The 18,429-nt window shown below is 49.8% G+C and carries 20 protein-coding genes; 18 read left to right on the top strand and 2 right to left on the bottom strand.

What is annotated here, in order from left to right; translation table 11 throughout:
* Positions 1-68 precede the first annotated feature (68 nt).
* The 12 genes from AUC31_RS05815 to AUC31_RS05870 all read left to right on the top strand — a co-directional run bounded on the left by AUC31_RS05815 (position 69) and on the right by AUC31_RS05870 (position 9,722).
* Positions 69-842 carry a phosphatidylserine decarboxylase gene (locus AUC31_RS05815; RefSeq protein WP_058380957.1) on the top strand — a complete coding sequence of 258 codons (774 nt, stop codon included), beginning with the start codon at positions 69-71 and terminating at the stop codon, positions 840-842.
* 30 nt (positions 843-872) lie between these two features.
* On the top strand, positions 873-1,403 hold the full coding sequence (locus AUC31_RS05820) for a YqeG family HAD IIIA-type phosphatase (RefSeq protein ID WP_418054976.1): 531 nt from the start codon (positions 873-875) through the stop codon (positions 1,401-1,403).
* Positions 1,400-2,503 carry a ribosome biogenesis GTPase YqeH gene (yqeH, locus tag AUC31_RS05825; RefSeq protein ID WP_058380955.1) on the top strand — a complete coding sequence of 368 codons (1,104 nt, stop codon included), beginning with the start codon at positions 1,400-1,402 and terminating at the stop codon, positions 2,501-2,503. The genes AUC31_RS05820 and yqeH overlap by 4 nt, the downstream gene beginning before the upstream one ends.
* Before the next feature lie 12 nt (positions 2,504-2,515).
* Positions 2,516-3,340 (top strand): shikimate dehydrogenase, encoded by an 825-nt coding sequence (gene aroE, locus AUC31_RS05830; protein ID WP_058380954.1) that lies wholly within the window; start codon positions 2,516-2,518, stop codon positions 3,338-3,340.
* On the top strand, positions 3,327-3,617 hold the full coding sequence (gene yhbY / locus AUC31_RS05835) for a ribosome assembly RNA-binding protein YhbY (protein ID WP_058380953.1): 291 nt from the start codon (positions 3,327-3,329) through the stop codon (positions 3,615-3,617). The genes aroE and yhbY overlap by 14 nt, the downstream gene beginning before the upstream one ends.
* The gene (locus AUC31_RS05840) at positions 3,614-4,222 is read left to right on the top strand and encodes a nicotinate-nucleotide adenylyltransferase (protein ID WP_083509127.1); all 609 of its coding nucleotides are present in this window, start codon (positions 3,614-3,616) and stop codon (positions 4,220-4,222) included. Before yhbY ends, AUC31_RS05840 begins: the two co-directional genes overlap by 4 nt.
* Complete coding sequence (gene yqeK, locus AUC31_RS05845) at positions 4,176-4,754, top strand: bis(5'-nucleosyl)-tetraphosphatase (symmetrical) YqeK (protein WP_058380952.1); 579 nt, start codon at positions 4,176-4,178, stop codon at positions 4,752-4,754. The genes AUC31_RS05840 and yqeK overlap by 47 nt, the downstream gene beginning before the upstream one ends.
* Complete coding sequence (gene rsfS, locus AUC31_RS05850) at positions 4,747-5,085, top strand: ribosome silencing factor (protein ID WP_058380951.1); 339 nt, start codon at positions 4,747-4,749, stop codon at positions 5,083-5,085. Before yqeK ends, rsfS begins: the two co-directional genes overlap by 8 nt.
* The gene (locus AUC31_RS05855) at positions 5,082-5,804 is read left to right on the top strand and encodes a class I SAM-dependent DNA methyltransferase (RefSeq protein WP_058380950.1); all 723 of its coding nucleotides are present in this window, start codon (positions 5,082-5,084) and stop codon (positions 5,802-5,804) included. The genes rsfS and AUC31_RS05855 overlap by 4 nt, the downstream gene beginning before the upstream one ends.
* A gap of 455 nt (positions 5,805-6,259) precedes the next feature.
* Positions 6,260-6,808 carry a helix-hairpin-helix domain-containing protein gene (locus tag AUC31_RS05860; protein WP_237150711.1) on the top strand — a complete coding sequence of 183 codons (549 nt, stop codon included), beginning with the start codon at positions 6,260-6,262 and terminating at the stop codon, positions 6,806-6,808.
* Positions 6,809-6,879: 71 nt separating this feature from the next.
* Positions 6,880-7,452 (top strand): ComE operon protein 2, encoded by a 573-nt coding sequence (locus AUC31_RS05865; RefSeq protein ID WP_058380948.1) that lies wholly within the window; start codon positions 6,880-6,882, stop codon positions 7,450-7,452.
* 149 nt (positions 7,453-7,601) lie between these two features.
* Positions 7,602-9,722, top strand: a complete 2,121-nt coding sequence (locus AUC31_RS05870; protein ID WP_237150713.1) for a DNA internalization-related competence protein ComEC/Rec2 — start codon at positions 7,602-7,604, stop codon at positions 9,720-9,722.
* Between the two features lie 36 nt (positions 9,723-9,758).
* Here AUC31_RS05870 and AUC31_RS17555 read toward each other — a convergent pair whose 3' ends face one another.
* Positions 9,759-9,893, bottom strand: coding sequence for a YqzM family protein (locus AUC31_RS17555; protein WP_082799234.1), 135 nt, complete (start codon positions 9,891-9,893; stop codon positions 9,759-9,761).
* 178 nt (positions 9,894-10,071) lie between these two features.
* On the opposite strand from AUC31_RS17555, the gene holA reads away from it, so the two are divergent.
* Positions 10,072-11,106, top strand: a complete 1,035-nt coding sequence (gene holA / locus AUC31_RS05875) for a DNA polymerase III subunit delta (RefSeq protein ID WP_058380946.1) — start codon at positions 10,072-10,074, stop codon at positions 11,104-11,106.
* 111 nt (positions 11,107-11,217) lie between these two features.
* On the opposite strand, the gene rpsT is transcribed toward holA, so the two are convergent.
* A complete protein-coding gene (rpsT, locus tag AUC31_RS05880; protein ID WP_058380945.1) occupies positions 11,218-11,466 on the bottom strand; it encodes a 30S ribosomal protein S20 in 249 nt (82 codons plus the stop codon).
* Positions 11,467-11,681: 215 nt separating this feature from the next.
* On the opposite strand from rpsT, the gene lepA reads away from it, so the two are divergent.
* From lepA to dnaK, 5 genes are all read left to right on the top strand, one after another.
* Positions 11,682-13,511 carry a translation elongation factor 4 gene (gene lepA, locus AUC31_RS05885; RefSeq protein ID WP_058380944.1) on the top strand — a complete coding sequence of 610 codons (1,830 nt, stop codon included), beginning with the start codon at positions 11,682-11,684 and terminating at the stop codon, positions 13,509-13,511.
* Between the two features lie 58 nt (positions 13,512-13,569).
* Positions 13,570-14,709: a radical SAM family heme chaperone HemW gene (hemW, locus tag AUC31_RS05890; protein WP_058380943.1), complete on the top strand. Its 1,140-nt coding sequence runs from the start codon at positions 13,570-13,572 to the stop codon at positions 14,707-14,709.
* 91 nt (positions 14,710-14,800) lie between these two features.
* Positions 14,801-15,832: a heat-inducible transcriptional repressor HrcA gene (hrcA, locus tag AUC31_RS05895; RefSeq protein WP_058380942.1), complete on the top strand. Its 1,032-nt coding sequence runs from the start codon at positions 14,801-14,803 to the stop codon at positions 15,830-15,832.
* 19 nt (positions 15,833-15,851) lie between these two features.
* Positions 15,852-16,457 carry a nucleotide exchange factor GrpE gene (gene grpE, locus AUC31_RS05900; protein ID WP_058380941.1) on the top strand — a complete coding sequence of 202 codons (606 nt, stop codon included), beginning with the start codon at positions 15,852-15,854 and terminating at the stop codon, positions 16,455-16,457.
* 39 nt (positions 16,458-16,496) lie between these two features.
* The gene (gene dnaK, locus AUC31_RS05905) at positions 16,497-18,326 is read left to right on the top strand and encodes a molecular chaperone DnaK (protein WP_058380940.1); all 1,830 of its coding nucleotides are present in this window, start codon (positions 16,497-16,499) and stop codon (positions 18,324-18,326) included.
* Positions 18,327-18,429: the final 103 nt, after the last annotated feature.

Here is an 18,429-nt window from a genome sequence, read left to right on the forward strand (position 1 = left end):
AGGCTTTCGACAATTATACTGCGAATCGACAAAAAATGGTAGACTATTTTAACGACGGAGGTGCAAGCATGAAAAAACGCCTATACCAATCGATGATCGAATTGGGCAATGGAAAAACAAGTTCTGCTGCGCTGAAACGCTTTGCCCAATCAGCTATCAGCCGAAAGGCCATCCCCGGTTTCATCAATGCTTATAAAATTGAACTCGGCGATATCGAGCGGCCGAGCGGACAATACACGAGCTTACATGACTTTTTTACGCGCAGTTTAAAAGCAGATGCACGGCCTGTTGCAGATGCCGAACTGGTTTCTCCAGTCGACGGGCGCCTCGAGATCCACGGCGCTATCCAACGCGACAGCCAGTTCATGGTCAAAGGCATCGATTATTCTCTAACCGAACTGCTCGGAAGTGGGCAAATGGCGAAGCGCTATGCAAACGGCCAATATGCAATCCTTTATTTGTCGCCCGCCGATTACCACCGCATCCATAGCCCGATAGACGGCGAAGTGGTGAAGCAATACATGCTCGGCGAAAGATCCTACCCGGTCAATCGGCTTGGGCTAACATACGGAAAGTCGCCGATCAGCGGCAACCGCCGGCTCATCACTGAACTCGACACGCCGCATGGCCGTGTATTGGTCGTGAAAGTCGGTGCGATGTATGTCAACTCCATCGAATTGACGGAGTTCGGAAATGAATGGCAAAAAGGCCAGGAAGTGGCTTATTTCAGCTTCGGTTCGACAGTCGCTTTATTCTTTGAAGGCGGACATCTTCAATTTGATTCAAAAATCCATGACGGCGACCGGGTCAAGGTGGGAGAACCCCTTGCATATATGGTATAATCAATGAACTTAAGTCCCTAGAAACAGGAGTTGTTATGTGTGTATCGATATTTTATTCCAAGGCAATACGTTAAAGAAGTTTTTGACATCACGCCCGAGTCATTGAAAGAAAAAGGGGTGCTCGGCATCATTACCGATCTGGACAACACATTGGTCGAGTGGGACCGTCCTGAAGCGACGCCGCGCCTTATCGAATGGTTGAAATCGATGAAAGATGCCGGAATTCAAGTAGTCATTGTGTCCAATAATAATGAAATGCGCGTGAAATCGTTCGCAGACCCGCTTGGCATTCCATTTATTTACCAGGCGAGAAAACCGATGGGCAAAGCGTTCCGCAAAGCGCTGAAAATCATGAGCGTCAAGCGCGAACAAGTCGTCGTGATCGGCGACCAGATGCTGACCGATATTTTCGGCGGCAATCGCAATAAGCTTCATACGATCCTGGTGTTGCCGGTCGCGCAATCGGACGGCTTCTTTACGCGTTTCAATCGGATGGTTGAGCGCCGGATCATGAAGAGATTGAAGGAAAAAGGACAATTGATGTGGGAGGAAGAAAATTGACAGAAATGCCATATTGCATCGGTTGCGGTGTACAGATCCAAACAGAGCGGAAAGACGACATCGGCTATGCGCCGCCGTCTTCGCTTGATAAAGAAGAAATCATCTGCCAGCGCTGCTTCCGGTTGAAAAATTACAACGAATTGCAGCCGGTTTCCTTAACGGATGACGATTTCCTGCGTATTTTGAACGGCCTTGGGGAACGCAAAGGGCTGATCGTAAAAATCGTCGACATTTTTGACTTTAACGGCAGCTGGCTTCCGGGCTTGCACCGCTTTGTCGGAAACAACCCGATTTTGCTAATCGCCAACAAAGCGGACTTGCTTCCGAAATCAGTTAAAGAGAAGAAACTGATCAATTGGATGAAACAGGAGTCGCGTAAACTGGGCTTGAATCCGATCGACATTTTAGCCGTTTCCGCCCATAAAGGAACAGGCGTCGCAGAAGCGATGGATGCGATTGAACAATACCGTGACGGCGGTGATGTGTATGTCGTTGGCTGTACGAATGTCGGGAAATCGACATTCATCAACCGTGTCATCAAACAGGCAACAGGTGAAGGGGATGTCATCACGACATCTCATTTCCCTGGAACGACGCTTGACATGATCGGCATTCCGCTTGATGATGAGCGATCGCTATTCGATACGCCAGGCATCATCAATCACCACCAGCTGGCGCATCATCTGCACACAGAAGACCTGAAGGCGATCATGCCGAAAAAGGAAATCAAGCCGCGTGTGTTCCAACTGAATCCGGAACAGACTTTATTCATCGGTGGGTTGGCACGTTTCGATTTTATCAGCGGCAAACGTTCATCGTTCACAGTGCATGCCGCCAATTCACTGAATATCCACCGGACCAAATTGGATAACGCAGATGATTTATATGAACAGCATCTGGGCGGCATGCTTGCTCCGCCATCTGCAGAATATAAAGAAGATTTCCCTGAATTGGTGCGCCATGAATTCCGCATCAAAGAAGGCAAGACAGACATCGTCTTTTCCGGGCTCGGCTGGATCACGGTCCAGCATGATGACGTGACGATTGCGGCCCACGCACCTAAAGGGGTAGAAGTTATCGTCCGCCCGTCGCTTATATAGGAGGTTTTCTCAATGAAGAAATGGTATGTGGTCATCGGAGATCCGATCTCCCATTCATTATCGCCTTTTATGCACGATCATTGGTTCGAAAAGCACGGCATCGATGCTTCTTATATTCCAGTGCATGTCGAACCCAAACAGCTGGAACAAGCATTTCACTCGATGAAATTGCTTGGCATCAGCGGATTTAATATCACCTTACCCCACAAGCAGGCGGCGATTCCGTTATTGGATGAGCTGGACGAAACGGCCCGTGATATGAATGCGGTCAATACAGTCGCAAATGAAAACGGGCGTTTAAAAGGATTTAATACAGATGGCGACGGGTTTGTCCGTTCGCTATTGAGTTACCCTGTCGATAAAGATCGTGCATTGCTGGTGATCGGTGCGGGCGGTGCAGCCAGAGGCATCAGTTTTGCGCTCTCGCGCGCCGGATTCAGTAATATCACCATCACCAACCGAACGTTTCGCAGGGCCCAGGAACTGGCGGATGAAACCGGCAGCAAGGCGATGGTGCTGGCTGATGCCGAAGCGAATCTGAGCGAATTCGCCACGATCGTCCAGACGACTTCTGTCGGATTGACCGAAGAAGCGTTGCCGCTGTCAATGACACATCTCGGAAGCGGCTCAGTCGTTGCGGACATCATTTACAACCCGCTCGAAACGCCATTTCTGAAAGAAGCCAAAGCGAAAGGCTGCCTGGTGCTGAACGGCGTCGGCATGTTCGTCAACCAAGGCGCCATCGCATTCGAAAAATGGACAGGCATCCGTCCGGATACAGAAGAAATGATTCAATTGATTACGGAAAAATTAGGAGGAAATCATGTTAACAGGTAAACAAAAACGTTTTTTAAGAAGTGAAGCGCATCATTTAGACCCGATTTTCCAAGTCGGAAAAGGCGGCGTCAATGAAGCGATGCTCGTACAGATCGGGGAAGCCCTTGAAAAACGTGAACTCGTAAAAATCAGCATTCTGCAAAACAATGAAGACGGCAAGCACGAAGTGGCCAAGCATCTGGCAGACGGAACAAAAGCGGAATTGGTGCAATTGATCGGCCATACAGTCGTTTTGTACAAAGCGTCCGTCAACAATAAACGGATTGAGCTTCCGTGAATAAACGCAAAATCGGCATTCTCGGCGGGACGTTCAACCCGCCGCATTTCGGCCATTTGATCATGGCGAATGAAGCCTATTACGCACTGGGCTTGGACGAAGTGCGTTTCATGCCGAATGCCATCGCTCCTCATAAGGAATCGAGCGGCATCGATACAGAAACGCGTGTCGAGATGACGCGACTGGCCATCGAGGGACAGGCGCATTTCCGCCTTGAAGACATAGAAGTGTCAGGCGGCGGTGTCTCGTATACGTACGAGACGATGGTCAAGCTCCTCGAACGGGAGCCGGAATGCGATTTTTATTTCATTATCGGCGGCGATATGGTCGAAAGCTTGCACACTTGGCACCGCATCGGCGAGCTGGCTGAATTGGTCCAGTTTGTCGGCATCGGGCGGCCGGGTTATATCGCCGAAACGGATTACCCGGTGATGATGATCGATTCCCCTGAAATGCACTTGTCCTCGACGATGCTGCGGGAGCGCGTCTTGGCTGGCAAGCCATTGACTTTTTTCGTTCCCGAACAAGTGGAAACTTTTATCCGGAAGGAGCGATTATATGGACCCGAGCCTGATGCTCCAAAAAGTCAAAGAACGCCTTCCTGAAAAACGCTTCAACCATGTGTTGGGCGTCATGAATACAGCGGTCGCACTCGCCAAGCATTACGGTGTGCCGGAGGATCAAGCGCGCATTGCAGCCATTCTCCATGACGTGGTGAAATTCGCCGACCGTGAATGGATGCGCGGCATTATCGAAAAAGAAAGCATGGATCCGTTATTGCTCGACTATCATCACGAATTATGGCACGCTCCGGTCGGCGCTTATGTGGCCAAGTATGAATTCGGAGTCGAAGATGAAGAAATACTCGACGCGATCCGCTACCATACGACAGGGCGCGCAGGCATGTCGGATCTTGAAAAAATCATCTACATTGCAGACATGATCGAACCGAGCCGCAAGTTTCCGGAAGTCGAGCAGTTGAGAGCCATGAAACATGATGGCCTTGACCGCTTGATGGAAGCGTCGATTCGGCAATCGATCGAGTTTCTCGCATCAAAAAATCAGCCGGTTTATCCGGATTCCTTAAAATGCCTAGAGCATTTTGAGCAACAGAAAGGGAACGTGAAGAATGACTAAAGATACATTATTGCAAGTGGCGTACCAAGCCGCAGAGGATAAAAAAGCAGAGGATATCGTTGTATTGAATATGGAAGGCATTTCGCTATTGGCGGATTACTTCCTGATCTGCAGCGCGAATTCAGATCGCCAAGTACAGTCGATCGCCCGTGAATTGATGGAGAAAGCTGGAGAAGCCGGCTATGAAGTCAAAAGTATTGAAGGCTTCGACGCAGCGCGCTGGGTCTTGGTTGACCTTGGCGATGTCGTGGCACATGTTTTCCATCGCGATGAGCGCTCGTATTACAACCTAGAGCGTCTATGGCGCGACGCCCCGCAGCTCGAAGTATGAACTACGGACGATTTGCGGCGGTTTACGACGACTTGATGGAAGATATTCCATACGAGCAATATGTCGAGTGGATTGCAGAAACGATGCGTTCTGGGTCGGTACTCGATCTTGCATGCGGCACCGGCGTGCTGTCTGAACTGATGGCTGAGCTCGGCTATGACGTGACGGCCAGTGATTTGTCTGCCGACATGCTCACCGTTGCACAGAAACGCTTTAAAGAATCCGGGCTGGATATTCCAGTGCTTCAATTGTCGATGGACAACCTGGAAGGTTTGGAAGGTTTCGATGCCGTAACGATTGCGATTGATTCGTTGAATTATTTAGCGAAAGAAGAGCAGGTCAAAAAGACATTCGAACAGGTTTATTCGGCATTGAAGCCCGGCGGATTTTTCTTTTTCGATGTCCATTCGGTGTTCAAGGTCGACGAGATCTTCATGCACAGCCCCTTCGTTTACGACGGGGAAGACCTTGCCTATATGTGGCATACGGAAAAAGGCTCCGCCCCTCACAGCGTTATCCACGATTTGACGTTTTTTGTGCGTGAAGGCTGGATGTTTGAACGTTTTGAAGAAACGCATGAACAACGGACTTTCCCAGTTGATGTTTACAAAGAATGGCTCACAGAAGCCGGATTTACGGTGGAATCAGTGACTGCCGATTTTACTGGGGATGCACCTAGTGCCGAAAGCGAACGGATCTTTTTCCGCGCGAAAAAATAATCAGCAACTCCAAACCCGCATATTTTTATATGCGGGTTTTTAAAATATTGAAAAGTCTATAGTTTGCTGTATATCGAAAAGGAATCGCCTTTTCTACTATGAAAAATCAATGATTTCTCTAAGTGTTTGGAGAAGCGTTCGCTTGACTCCAGTGGATCAGCGAGACGACCGAGACCCCGCAAGGCGCAAAGCGACTGAGGAGGCTTGGGCGCGAACCCACGGAAAGAGAGCGATAAGCTTCGGAAAATACGCCTTTTTACCTTTCTCGACAAGCTGCAAACCTGCATATTTTTATATGCGGGTTTTTTCACGGAAAGATAGACTTCCGATTGAATGTTATTATATAATTCAGACAGCTTCAGCTGTTTGCTTTCTGCGGAAACGAGGGATGCCCACTGAATATTTCTCCGCACATCACCAAATACGGCCGCCTTGCTGTACCGATCGTCGCGGTTTTGGCGCTTCTCTACTTCTTTCTCCTGCACGAACCCCCTGAGGCCACGAGCCTCGACGAACTCACTTCAGAAACCACCGAACAACCGCTGCCAGCAGAAACCGAGGCGTCGGTCCCGACAAGTGTCATGATCGACGTAAAAGGCGCTGTCCAAAATGCGGGCCTGTATGAATTGCCTGCCGGTTCGCGTATCAACGATGCCATCGAAGCTGCCGGCGGCTTTTTGCCAGAAGCAGACAGCCGCTCGATCAATCTGGCAGTCATCGTGCTCGATGAATCAGCGGTCTATGTGCCGAAACAAGGTGAAGAAAGCGTTGAGCTGGCAGCTGCAACGCCTGGCGGCAACGCTGAGCCGGGCCTTATTAATTTGAATACGGCAACCGAAGCTGAGTTGACCGAACTTCCTGGGATCGGTCCGGCTAAGGCAGCGGCCATCGTGGCACATCGGACTGAAAACGGCCCCTTCAAAAGCACAGAGCAATTGATGGACGTGACAGGCATCGGCGAAAAGAGCTTTGAACAATTGAAGGAACTGGTCCGTGTCAGATAAGGACGGACGGCCCTTGACGAAACAACTGCCTCTGCTACACTTGATTTAACGAAACAGCAGGAGGCAATCAGATGAAGCGAATAACGTGGGATCAATTTTTTATGGCTCAAAGCCATCTTTTAGCGCTAAGAAGCACTTGCACAAGGCTGGCCGTCGGAGCGACGATTGTCCGAGACCGGCGCATCATGGCTGGGGGCTATAATGGTTCGATTTCCGGTGGGGACCATTGCATCGATAAAGGCTGCTATGTCGTCGATAACCATTGCGTGCGGACCATTCATGCGGAAATGAATGCACTATTGCAATGCGCCAAATACGGTGTCAGCGTCAGCGGCGCCGATATGTATGTCAGCCATTTTCCTTGCCTCCAATGCACGAAATCCATTATCCAGGCAGGCATTTCACGCCTCTATTATGCAGCAGATTACAAAAATCACGAATACGCCATCGAACTATTGGAACAGGCAAATGTCGAAGTGATCCAAGTGATGTTTGATGAGCGGACAATCGATTTTCTCAGCGTAGAGAAAACGGCGTTGTATATGGAATTGATTGAACAGCTTGGCGCAAAAGGGGCGAGCGAAGAAGAGTTGTCCCATTATAAAGAACGGGTGAAGGAATTATTTGGAGAACTTCTCGTTTAACGGAAGCGTTATTTCTCTATGCAGCAATTGCGACGGCAATCGCCGCGCAAGCAGCACATGGCTCAGCTGATAAGCTTTTGCTCATGGTGCTGCTTTTTTGCTGGATGATATACCGAAAAGAGCCAAGCGCTTGGCTGGTGGCCGTTTTCATGGTGTCGTTGATTTCTTTCATTATTATGGATGCCCGTCTGGCGGAAGCGCCCTTATTGACTGGGAGCTTTCATGGGGCGCTTATTTTTGATGAAATGGCACTCGATGGCGACCGCCTGTCAGGGTTTGCGACTGCCAGTTCTGGCCGAGCGATTTATGCGAGCTATCGAATCCGCTCGATTGAAGAACAGCAGCGACTGCAGGAGCTCGGCCCATCTGCGACGCTGCAAGTGGTGGGAACATTTACAGAGCCGAGGCCGCCTGCCCATCGATACGCGTTTGATATGGCGGGCTATCTGCAGCGCCATAATGCAACTGGCATGCTTGAAATCGAAACGCTCGATTCGGCGACACCAGGCACAGGGCTCCGTGCGCATTTGGCCAGGCAGCGCAGCGAGTTGATCGAACATATCGAGTCGTCCTTTCCCGAATCGTTGACAACAGAAGCCCAAGCGCTGTTGCTCGGGGATCGCAGCGGCATGGATGCAGAGCAAGCCAGGATCCAGCGGACGCTTGGCATCACGCATCTTTTTGCGATCTCGGGTTTGCATGTGGGGATCGTCAGCGGCATGATTTATTTTGTATTGCTGCGTTTACGGATCAGGAAAGAAAGCGCAACGGTGCTATTGCTGATTGTGCTGCCTTTGTATGCCGTGATGGCAGGGGCTGCCCCATCGGTCCTAAGAGCCTGCGCCATGGTGGTTTTCGTTTTGGCGGCTCGGCTTTTTGGGCTGCATGTGTCGGCCATTCAAGCCTTATCGGCGAGCTTTATCTTATTTTTATGGATCGACCCCGGCCTGCTGCAGGATATCGGCTTTCAATTGTCTTATGGGGCAAGTTTCGGGATCATCGCCTCGCTGAAACTGATGGAAGGGGCTTCTTTTATAAAAAGCGGCTTGATTGTCACGGCCGTTTCCCAGCTATGTTTGTATCCTCTTTTGCTATTCCACTTTTTTGAAATCTCCCTATCTTCCTTTTTGGTAAATGCCATCTATGTCCCGTTGTTCACGCTGGTGATTTTGCCGGCGAATTTTATTTTATTGGCTGTGAGCTTTTTGCCGCTGGGCGTCGATGCCATCCTCTTTGCGATGTATGAGCCGCTGCGCAGCTGGATTGAAGGGCTGACTGCGTCTTTAGCGGGCTTGCCCCGTCAAGTATGGACGCCGGGCAGGCCGTCTGCTGGTTGGTTGTGGTTGATGGCTGTCAGCGTGCTGCTGTTTTTTGTCCAGGCGGAAAAGCGTTTCCGCTTGAAGTTCTTGCTCATCCTGCTCGTTCCGCCATTGCTGTTGACGGTGAAGCCTTATCTCGATCCGAGGCTCCACGTCAGTTTTATCGATGTTGGGCAAGGCGACAGTGCATTGATTGAGCTGCCTTACCGCAAGGCGCTGTATTTAATAGATGCCGGGGGCGTCTTGCGCTTTGATCGTGAGCCGTTCCAGGAAAAAAGCCGCCCGTTTGAAGTGGGGCGGCAAACAGTGGTGCCGTATTTGAAAGCGCGGGGCATCTCAAGTATCGATCTTTTTATCTTGAGCCATCCGGATGCAGATCATGCGGAAGGGGCGGATGAAGTCTTTGAAGAACTGGCTGTAGAGCGTCTGCATATTACGCCCGGTTCAGAGGCAAATGCTTTGATGACAGCACTCGCGCCGTCAGCTCGTGAAGCGCGTGTGGAATTGCCGAAGAACGGTGCAGGCTGGCGAGTGGGCGAAACGCAATTTTCGTATTTATCGCCGGTAGATGATTTATATGAAGGCAACGACGATTCACTGGTGTTGCTGATGGAGCATCAGGGGCAGCGATTCCTCTTTACGGGAGATCTGGAAAGCGAAGGAGAATCTGGTGTGGTGGAGCGCTATGGTGAACAACTTGCCGACATGACGGTCTTGAAAGTCGGGCATCACGGAAGCAAGACTTCGAGCTCACAAGCTTTTTTGGAAGCCTTGCGTCCGCAAATTTCGGTCGTTTCAGCAGGGATCGACAACCGCTACGGGCATCCAAGCCCAGAAGTGACGGCGCGTTTTGGTGAATTGGGTTTGCGGCTCTTGTCGACGGCCGAAAACGGGACCATCCGCATGACGATTGAAGATGGGCGTATGACAGTTGACACCAGCCGAAAATAAAAAAAGCCCCGGCTTATGCCGGAGCTTTTTTTGTAATCAGCGGGCTACGAATTGTACGACGCCAGCGATGATGAAAATAAGTGCGAAGAAACCAAAGGAAACGACGAAGCCCATCCCTGCATCGATGGCATCGTTGCGTTTGGACTGAACGTTCTGTTCAAATTCATTCATTGAAAATCCCTCCTAGTTGATTTTATTATAAGGGAACGATAACGAAAAATCCATATCGAACTAAACAATGTCCGCCGATTTTGGCCGACGTCACACAACTGTCAAAAGCGGACTTGTCCTGTGAGGCAGACCGATGAGGCGAAATCCGGTATAGTTAAGGGCAGAGGGAGTGAAACGTATGATTACATCAATTTGGAAGTCGATACGCGCGGATAAAATCGACCCGATTTACCTGATCGTCGGGACGGAGAGTTATTTCATCACCAAGACGATCGAATTGCTGAAAGCGCAAATGGCGGAAGCAGGGGAAACGGATGTCTCCAATTTTGACTTGGATGAAGTGCCGGTCGGCCATGTGCTGGAAGAGGCGGACACGATCCCGTTTTTCAGCGACCGCAAGCTGATCATCGCGCGCAATGCGTCGTTCCTGAAAGCGGCGGAACGTGGGAAAGAGAAGATCAACCATGACCTCAAATCTTTGGAAGCGTGGCTCGAAAATCCACCAGCGACGAGCGTGACGGTTTTTGTGGCACCGTATGAAAAATTGGATGAACGCAAAAAAATCGTCAAGCTGATGAAAAAGAATGTCGTGCTCATCGAAGCAAAGGCGCTGCAGCCGCATGAACTGGAAAGCTGGATTGCGCACGAAGCAAAATCCCATGGCAAGACGCTGGAGCGGCAAAGTGCGCAAAAGCTCATAGAAATGGCGGGCACCAATTTGACTTTGCTCGCATCAGAAATCGAGAAGATGTCCTTATACCTCGGCTCGGAACAAGAAGAGATCTCCCAAGCGCTGATTGAAGACATGACAGCACGGACGCTCGAGCAGGATGCCTTCAAAATGCTGCAGGCTTATCTTGACGGGGACATCCAGACGGCGCTCAGCGTCTATTACGACTTGCTGCGGCAAAAGGAAGAGCCAGTCGCACTCGCCGCGCTGCTGGCGTCGCAGATCCGCTTCATGGTGCATGTCTATTATCTGCAGAAAAAAGGCTACCATGCGCAGCAAATCTCTAAACAGCTCAAGGCGCATCCTTATCGTGTCAAGCTGTTGGTAGAAAAGCGCCGTCAGATTTCCGAGGCGCGCTTGCTTCAGGTGCTCGGCGATTTGGCGGACATCGATTTGCAATTGAAAACCGTTTCCGGGAATCGGGAGCGGGTGCTGGAATTCTTCCTCATGAAACGCGCGGGGCATGCGAAGAAATCCTCTTGAATATGAATCACCTAGTGATCAAAAGCGTTGCCTGCTCTAGCTGGCGGCGCTTTTGTTGTTTTTCGCACAGAAAAAAGCCGACCCAATATAGGGCCGGCTTTTTGATGCGTTTTACGCTTTTTTCATGAGGCTTGATTTTCTACGGGCAGCAGTGTTTTTGTGGATCAAACCTTTAGAAGCTGCTTTCTCAACTTGTTTGATTGCTGCTTTAAGGGAATCCCCTTTGTTTTCTTCATTATTGGCTACAGCTTTGTCAGCCTTTTTCACAGAAGAACGCATTGCAGTTTTAACAGATGAGTTCTGAGCATTTTTCGTATCGTTCGTGCGAACACGTTTGATTGCAGATTTAATGTTTGGCATATCTTTCACCTCCTAGACAATTTGAGCGGCAGGCACAAGCCCTTGCTCTTCAGTGTCTCTATACAACAAAAGTTATTTTATCAAATCGGCTGGCCGAATGCAATAGTTACGTGGAAAGAAGTTTCCCTTGACACTAAAAGCTTTATGCGGTGATTCATTGCCCATTACCCGCTTGACTGCTATAATTCAAAGTAGTTTATATGGGAGTGAAGAAAATGGACCAAGAACAGAGATTAGCGAGACAACAGAAGATCCGCAACTTTTCCATCATCGCACACATCGATCATGGAAAATCGACGCTGGCCGACCGCATTTTGGAAAGAACCAATGCGCTCACAGCACGGGAAATGAAATCCCAATTGCTCGATTCCATGGATTTGGAGCGTGAGCGGGGAATCACCATCAAATTGAATGCCGTCCAACTCAATTATACAGCAAAAGATGGAGAAACATACATTATGCACTTGATCGACACGCCAGGCCATGTCGATTTCACCTACGAAGTATCAAGAAGCCTAGCAGCTTGTGAAGGTGCTGTTTTGGTCGTCGATGCGGCACAAGGCATTGAAGCGCAGACGCTTGCCAATGTCTATTTAGCGCTCGATAACGATCTCGAGATTCTTCCGGTCATCAATAAAATCGATTTGCCTGCAGCTGACCCTGAGCGCGTGCGCCAGGAAGTCGAGGACGTCATCGGACTGGATGCGTCTGAAGCAGTGCTGGCTTCTGCCAAGGCGGGAATCGGCATCGAAGAGATTCTTGAACAGATTGTCGAAAAAGTTCCGCCGCCGACAGGCGACCCGTCAGCACCGCTCAAAGCGATGATCTTCGATTCCTTGTACGATCCCTACCGCGGCGTTGTCGCTTACATCCGGATCATGGAAGGCACCGTCAAGCCAGGCGACAAAATCAAGATGATGGCGAGCGGCAAAGAGTTCGATGTCGTTGAAGCTGGCGTCTTCACACCGAAAGTGACATTGCGCGACGAATTGACCGTCGGCGATGTTGGCTTCCTGACCGCTTCCATTAAGAACGTCGCGGATTCCCGCGTCGGGGATACGATCACACTTGCGGAAAACCCGGCACAAGAAGCGCTGCCTGGCTACCGCCGCTTGAACCCGATGGTTTACTGCGGGATGTACCCGATCGATACATCGAAATACAACGACTTGCGCGATGCACTCGAAAAATTGGAACTGAACGATGCGGCATTGCAATTTGAGCCTGAATCTTCTCAAGCGCTTGGCTTCGGCTACCGTTGCGGATTCCTTGGCCTGTTGCATATGGAGATTATCCAGGAACGCATCGAACGTGAATTTAATATCGACTTGATCACGACGGCACCAAGTGTTATCTACCACGTCCACATGACGGACGGGGAAGTGCTTAACATCGATAACCCGGCGATGATGCCGGACCCGCAAAAGATCGAATACGTTGAAGAGCCATACGTCAAAGCGACAGTCATGGTCCCGAACGATTACGTCGGCGCCGTCATGGAAATCTGCCAGCAGAAGCGCGGCAATTTCCTGACGATGGATTACCTCGACAACTCACGCGTCAGCATCATTTACGAATTGCCGCTTGCGGAAATCGTCTATGATTTCTTCGATCAATTGAAATCGGGCACGAAAGGCTACGCCTCGTTCGATTATGAATTGATCGGCTATAAAGATTCCAAATTGGTGAAAATGGACATTCTCCTGAATGCAGAGAAAGTCGATGCCTTGAGCTTTATCGTCCATAGAGATTTTGCGTACGAACGCGGGAAAATCATTGTTGACAAATTGAAGACATTGATTCCGCGCCAACAGTTTGAAGTGCCGATCCAAGCCGCCATCGGCCAGAAGATCGTGGCCCGCCAAACCATCAGCGCCATCCGGAAAAACGTCCTCGCGAAATGCTACGGCGGCGATATCTCCCGTAAGCGTAAATTATTGGACAAGCAGAAAGAAGGGAAAAAGCGGATGAAGCAAGTAGGTTCCGTGGAAGTCCCGCAAGAAGCATTTATGGCTGTTCTCAAAATGGATGACCAATCCAAATAAACGAAAAAAAGGAGGCGGTTTTTCTGCCTCCTTTTCCTATTAGAAAGAAGGATTTTTTATGGTAAAAGGCATGTATATCCATATCCCATTCTGCCACCAGATTTGTTTTTACTGTGATTTCAATAAAGTGTTCTTCAAAGACCAGCCGGTGGACGCCTATATCGAATCGATCGGCAAGGAATTGGCGCTGTGGAAGCAAGAAGGCGCGCTGGACCATCCGCTTGAGACGGTTTTTCTCGGCGGCGGGACACCGACTGCCTTGACCCCTCAGCAACTCGAGCGCTTGCTTGAGTTGATCCATCAATACGTTCCGATGGCTGAAAGCGTCGAATGGAGCTCTGAGGCGAATCCGGATGAATTGACGCGCGAAAAGATGGAAGTGCTCTATAAAGGCGGCGTCAACCGGCTGAGCATGGGCGTCCAGACCTTCGACCAGGATTTGTTGAAGCGGCTCGGGCGCACACACGCCAATGACGATGTGCTGCGTGCCGTTGAAACTGCACGCGAAGTCGGCTTTACAAATATCAGCTTTGACTTGATGTACGGGCTGCCCGGCCAGACGATGGCGCAGTGGGACGAAACGCTTGCGCGCGCATTCGCATTCGGCATGCCGCATTTCTCGGCATATTCATTGATCATCGAACCGAAAACGGTGTTCTACAACTTGATGGTCAAGGGCAAGCTCAATACGGTCACGGAAGATTTAGAAGGCGATATGTACGAGCGCCTCATGGATGAAATGGAAAAGCATGGCTTGCATCAATATGAAATTTCCAATTTCGCGAAACCTGGCCATGAATCCCGCCACAATCTGCTGTACTGGGACAATGAAGAATACATCGGTGTCGGCGCCGGTGCCCACGGTTATGTGAAAGGCGTCCGCTATTCCAATCACGGGCCTTTGAAAAAATACATGGAGCCGCTGGAGTCGGGAGAACGGCCGGTGCTGGATGCGACACAAGTGAGTGTCAAGGCGCAGATGGAAGAAGAAATGTTCCTCGGCCTGCGTAAGACGGCCGGTGTCGACATCGCCCATTTCGAAGAAAAGTTCGGAGCGCCGCTGGAAAAAGTGTACGGCGAGATTCTCCGCAGCGAAACGGCAAAAGGCAATCTAGCGATCGAACAGGGCCGTGTAAAATTGACGCATAAAGGCCGATTCGTCGGCAATGAAGTTTTCGAGCAATTTTTGCTGTCCTAAAAGCGCATCCGTTGACAAGCAAAAAAAGATTTGGTAATTTTAGTGTAGTCTTAGCACTCGAACTCATAGAGTGCTAACAGAGGTGATGATCATGTTAACAGAACGGCAGCTGCTCATTTTGAAAGTGACAGTCGATGATTATATCCAATCAGCGCAGCCGGTAGGATCGAACCAACTAGCTAAAAAGCCGGGCATTACTTCCAGTTCGGCGACCATTCGCAATGAATTGGCTGAGCTCGAAGGCCAGGGCTACCTCGAAAAGACTCACACATCCTCGGGCCGGATTCCGTCTCAAAAAGGCTACCGCTATTATGTGGACCATTTGCTGACGCCGAATCCAGTACCGCAACAGGATATTGTCCAGCTTCGTTCGGTTTTCGAGGAAAAAGTGACCGAAACCGAGGAAATCATCAAACGCTCGGCTGGCATCCTGTCTGAATTGACGAATTATACGTCGATTCTGCTCGGGCCGGATATCCGCAAACACGTCGTCAAGAAATTGTCGATCGTGCCCTTGTCCCCGGGAATGGCAGTGGCGATCATCGTCACCGACTCGGGCCATGTGGAAAATCGGGTATTCTCCATCCCGCCGGATCTGGATCCATCCGACATCGAAAAGATGGTCAATATCTTGAATGAGCGGCTCATTGGCGTCTCGCTGCACGATCTGCACAATCGCCTCGAGCAGGAAACACTCGCTCTCTTGCGCCAGCATATCGAGCGCTACGGTGAATTGTTCCGAACGTTCAAGCAAGCATTGCTGCTTCCTCGAGCGGATAATGTGTATTATGGCGGCAAGCTGAATATTTTGAAGCAGCCGGATTTCCATGATATTCAGAAAATCCGTGAGTTGATGGATGTGATGGAAGAAGGGAAGCACATTCCTGAAATCCTGCCGATCGGCGCTCAAGGGCTGCAGATCCGCATCGGTTCGGAAAACGCGCTTGCGGCCATGGAAGATTGCTCGGTCATCACGGTATCTTATGATATCGGGGATGAGCAAATGGGCTCTATCGCGATTGTCGGGCCGAAAAGAATGGATTACCGCCGGATCGTCTCGCTATTGGATTATGTAAGCGGCGATCTATCGAAAGAGCTGACACGGCTGTTTCAAGGAAAGTGAACCAAAGGAGGCACATATTTTGTCGAATGAAAAAGAAACACTCAAACAACAAGATTTAGAACAGGAAGCTGCACAACAACAGACACAAGACGCTGTGGTTGAAACAGCAGAAACCGCTGAAGGAACAGAGTCTGGAACTGTCGAATCATCCGATCAGCCACAAGCAGAAGAGCCTGTAGATGAGAAAGCTGAACTTCAAGCACAGCTTGAAGAAGAGCAGAACAAATACTTGCGCCTTTTGGCAGATTATGACAATTTCAAGCGCCGCACCAAAAAAGACCAGGAATTGGCAAAGCAATTCCGTTCCCAATCATTGTTGACGGATCTTTTGCCGGTCATGGATAATTTTGACCGCGCGCTTGCTGTTGAAGCGAAAAGCGAAGAATCCGCCTCTCTTTTGAAAGGCCTTGAAATGGTCAAGAAATCCTTGGCTGACGCTGTAGCGGCGGAAGGTTTGGAAGAGATCAAAGCGGTCGGCGAACCGTTCGATCCTCATTTCCATCAGGCAGTCATGCAGGAAAGCGATGCAGACAGCGAACCCGGAACGGTGTTACAGGAGCTTCAAAAGGGGTATACCCTGAATGGCAGAGTGCTCCGCCCGGCAATGGTAAAAGTGAACGAATAACTAGAATTCAAGAATCTAATGTTAATGGAGGAATTTTAAATGAGCAAAATTATCGGAATTGACTTAGGTACAACAAACTCAGCGGTCGCAGTACTAGAAGGCGGCGAGCCAAAAATCATCCCAAACCCTGAAGGCAACCGCACAACACCATCGGTCGTATCGTTCAAAAACGGCGAACGCCAAGTCGGTGAAGTAGCAAAACGCCAATCCATCACGAACCCGAACACGATCCAATCCGTCAAACGCTTGATGGGAACACAGGAAAAAGTAACGGCTGAAGGCAAAGAATATACGCCGCAAGAAGTTTCAGCGATGATCCTTCAATACATCAAGGGCTATGCTGAAGATTATCTTGGCGAGAAAGTAACAAAAGCCGTCATTACGGTACCGGCATATTTCAACGATGCAGAACGCCAGGCGACTAAAGACGCTGGGCGCATCGCTGGCCTTGAAGTGGAACGCATCATCAATGAGCCGACAGCGGCAGCGCTTGCTTACGGCCTCGATAAAATGGAAAAAGACGAAACGGTCTTGGTTTATGACCTTGGCGGCGGTACATTCGACGTATCGATCCTTGAACTGGGCGACGGCGTTTTCGAAGTAAAATCGACTGCCGGCGATAACCGTCTGGGCGGCGATGATTTCGATAAATTGATCATCGACTATTTGGTCCAGGAATTCAAAAAAGAAAACGGCATCGACTTGTCGAAAGACAAAATGGCGACACAGCGCTTGAAAGATGCTGCTGAAAAAGCGAAAAAAGATTTGTCTGGCGTAACAACAACTCAAATTTCCTTGCCATTCATCACAGCTGGCGAAGCAGGACCGCTTCATATGGAAATGAGCCTCTCCCGCGCGAAATTCGACGAGTTGACTTCTTCTCTAGTCGAACGCACAATGGGGCCGACTCGCCAAGCATTGAAAGATGCAGGCATTTCTGCTTCTGAACTTGACCGCGTCATCCTGGTCGGCGGATCGACACGTATCCCGTCCGTACAGGAAGCGGTTAAAAAAGAAACAGGCAAAGACCCGCATAAAGGCGTTAACCCGGATGAAGTTGTTGCAATGGGCGCAGCTGTACAAGGCGGCGTATTGACTGGCGACGTTCAAGACGTTGTATTGCTTGACGTAACTCCACTGTCTCTTGGTATCGAAACAATGGGCGGCGTGTTCACGAAATTGATCGAGCGCAACACGACGATCCCGACATCTAAATCGCAGACATTCTCTACTGCAGCGGACAACCAGCCGGCAGTTGACATTCATGTCATGCAAGGTGAACGCCCGATGGCAGCGGACAACAAAACACTCGGACGCTTCCAATTGGCTGATATCCCGCCTGCACCACGCGGCGTGCCGCAAATCGAAGTCAGCTTCGATATCGACAAAAACGGCATTGTCAGCGTAAAAGCGAAAGACCTCGGTACGCAAAAAGAACAGACGATCACGATCCAATCAAGCACAACGCTTACAGACGATGAGATCGACCGCATGGTGAAAGAAGCGGAAGAAAATGCAGAAGCAGATGCGAAGCGCAAAGAAGAAGTAGAACTTCGCAACGAAGCAGACCAAGCAGTCTTCACAACAGATAAAACGATCGAAGACCTTGGCGAAGCAGTTTCTGAAGAAGAAAAGAAACAAGCTGAAGAAGCGCGCGATGAATTGAAAACAGCGCTAGAAGGCACGGACATCGAAGACATCCGTACGAAGAAAGACAAACTGCAGGAGCTTCTTCAAGGCTTTGCCATGAAGGCTTACGAGCAGGCAGCCCAGAACCAACAAGGTGCTGAAGGCGAAGCCCAGCAAGGAAATGACGACGGCGTTGTCGATGCTGACTTTGAAGAAGTAAACGACGATAAAAACAAGTAAGATATGCAAGGCCGAAAAAGTCAAAGCAAAGCAACTGCTTTGGCTTTTTCAATGTCTTTGCAAGCGCAATTTAAACCGTGTACAATTACAGTTGACTGCAAGA

Source organism: Planococcus rifietoensis (assembly GCF_001465795.2).
Classification (GTDB): domain Bacteria; phylum Bacillota; class Bacilli; order Bacillales_A; family Planococcaceae; genus Planococcus; species Planococcus rifietoensis.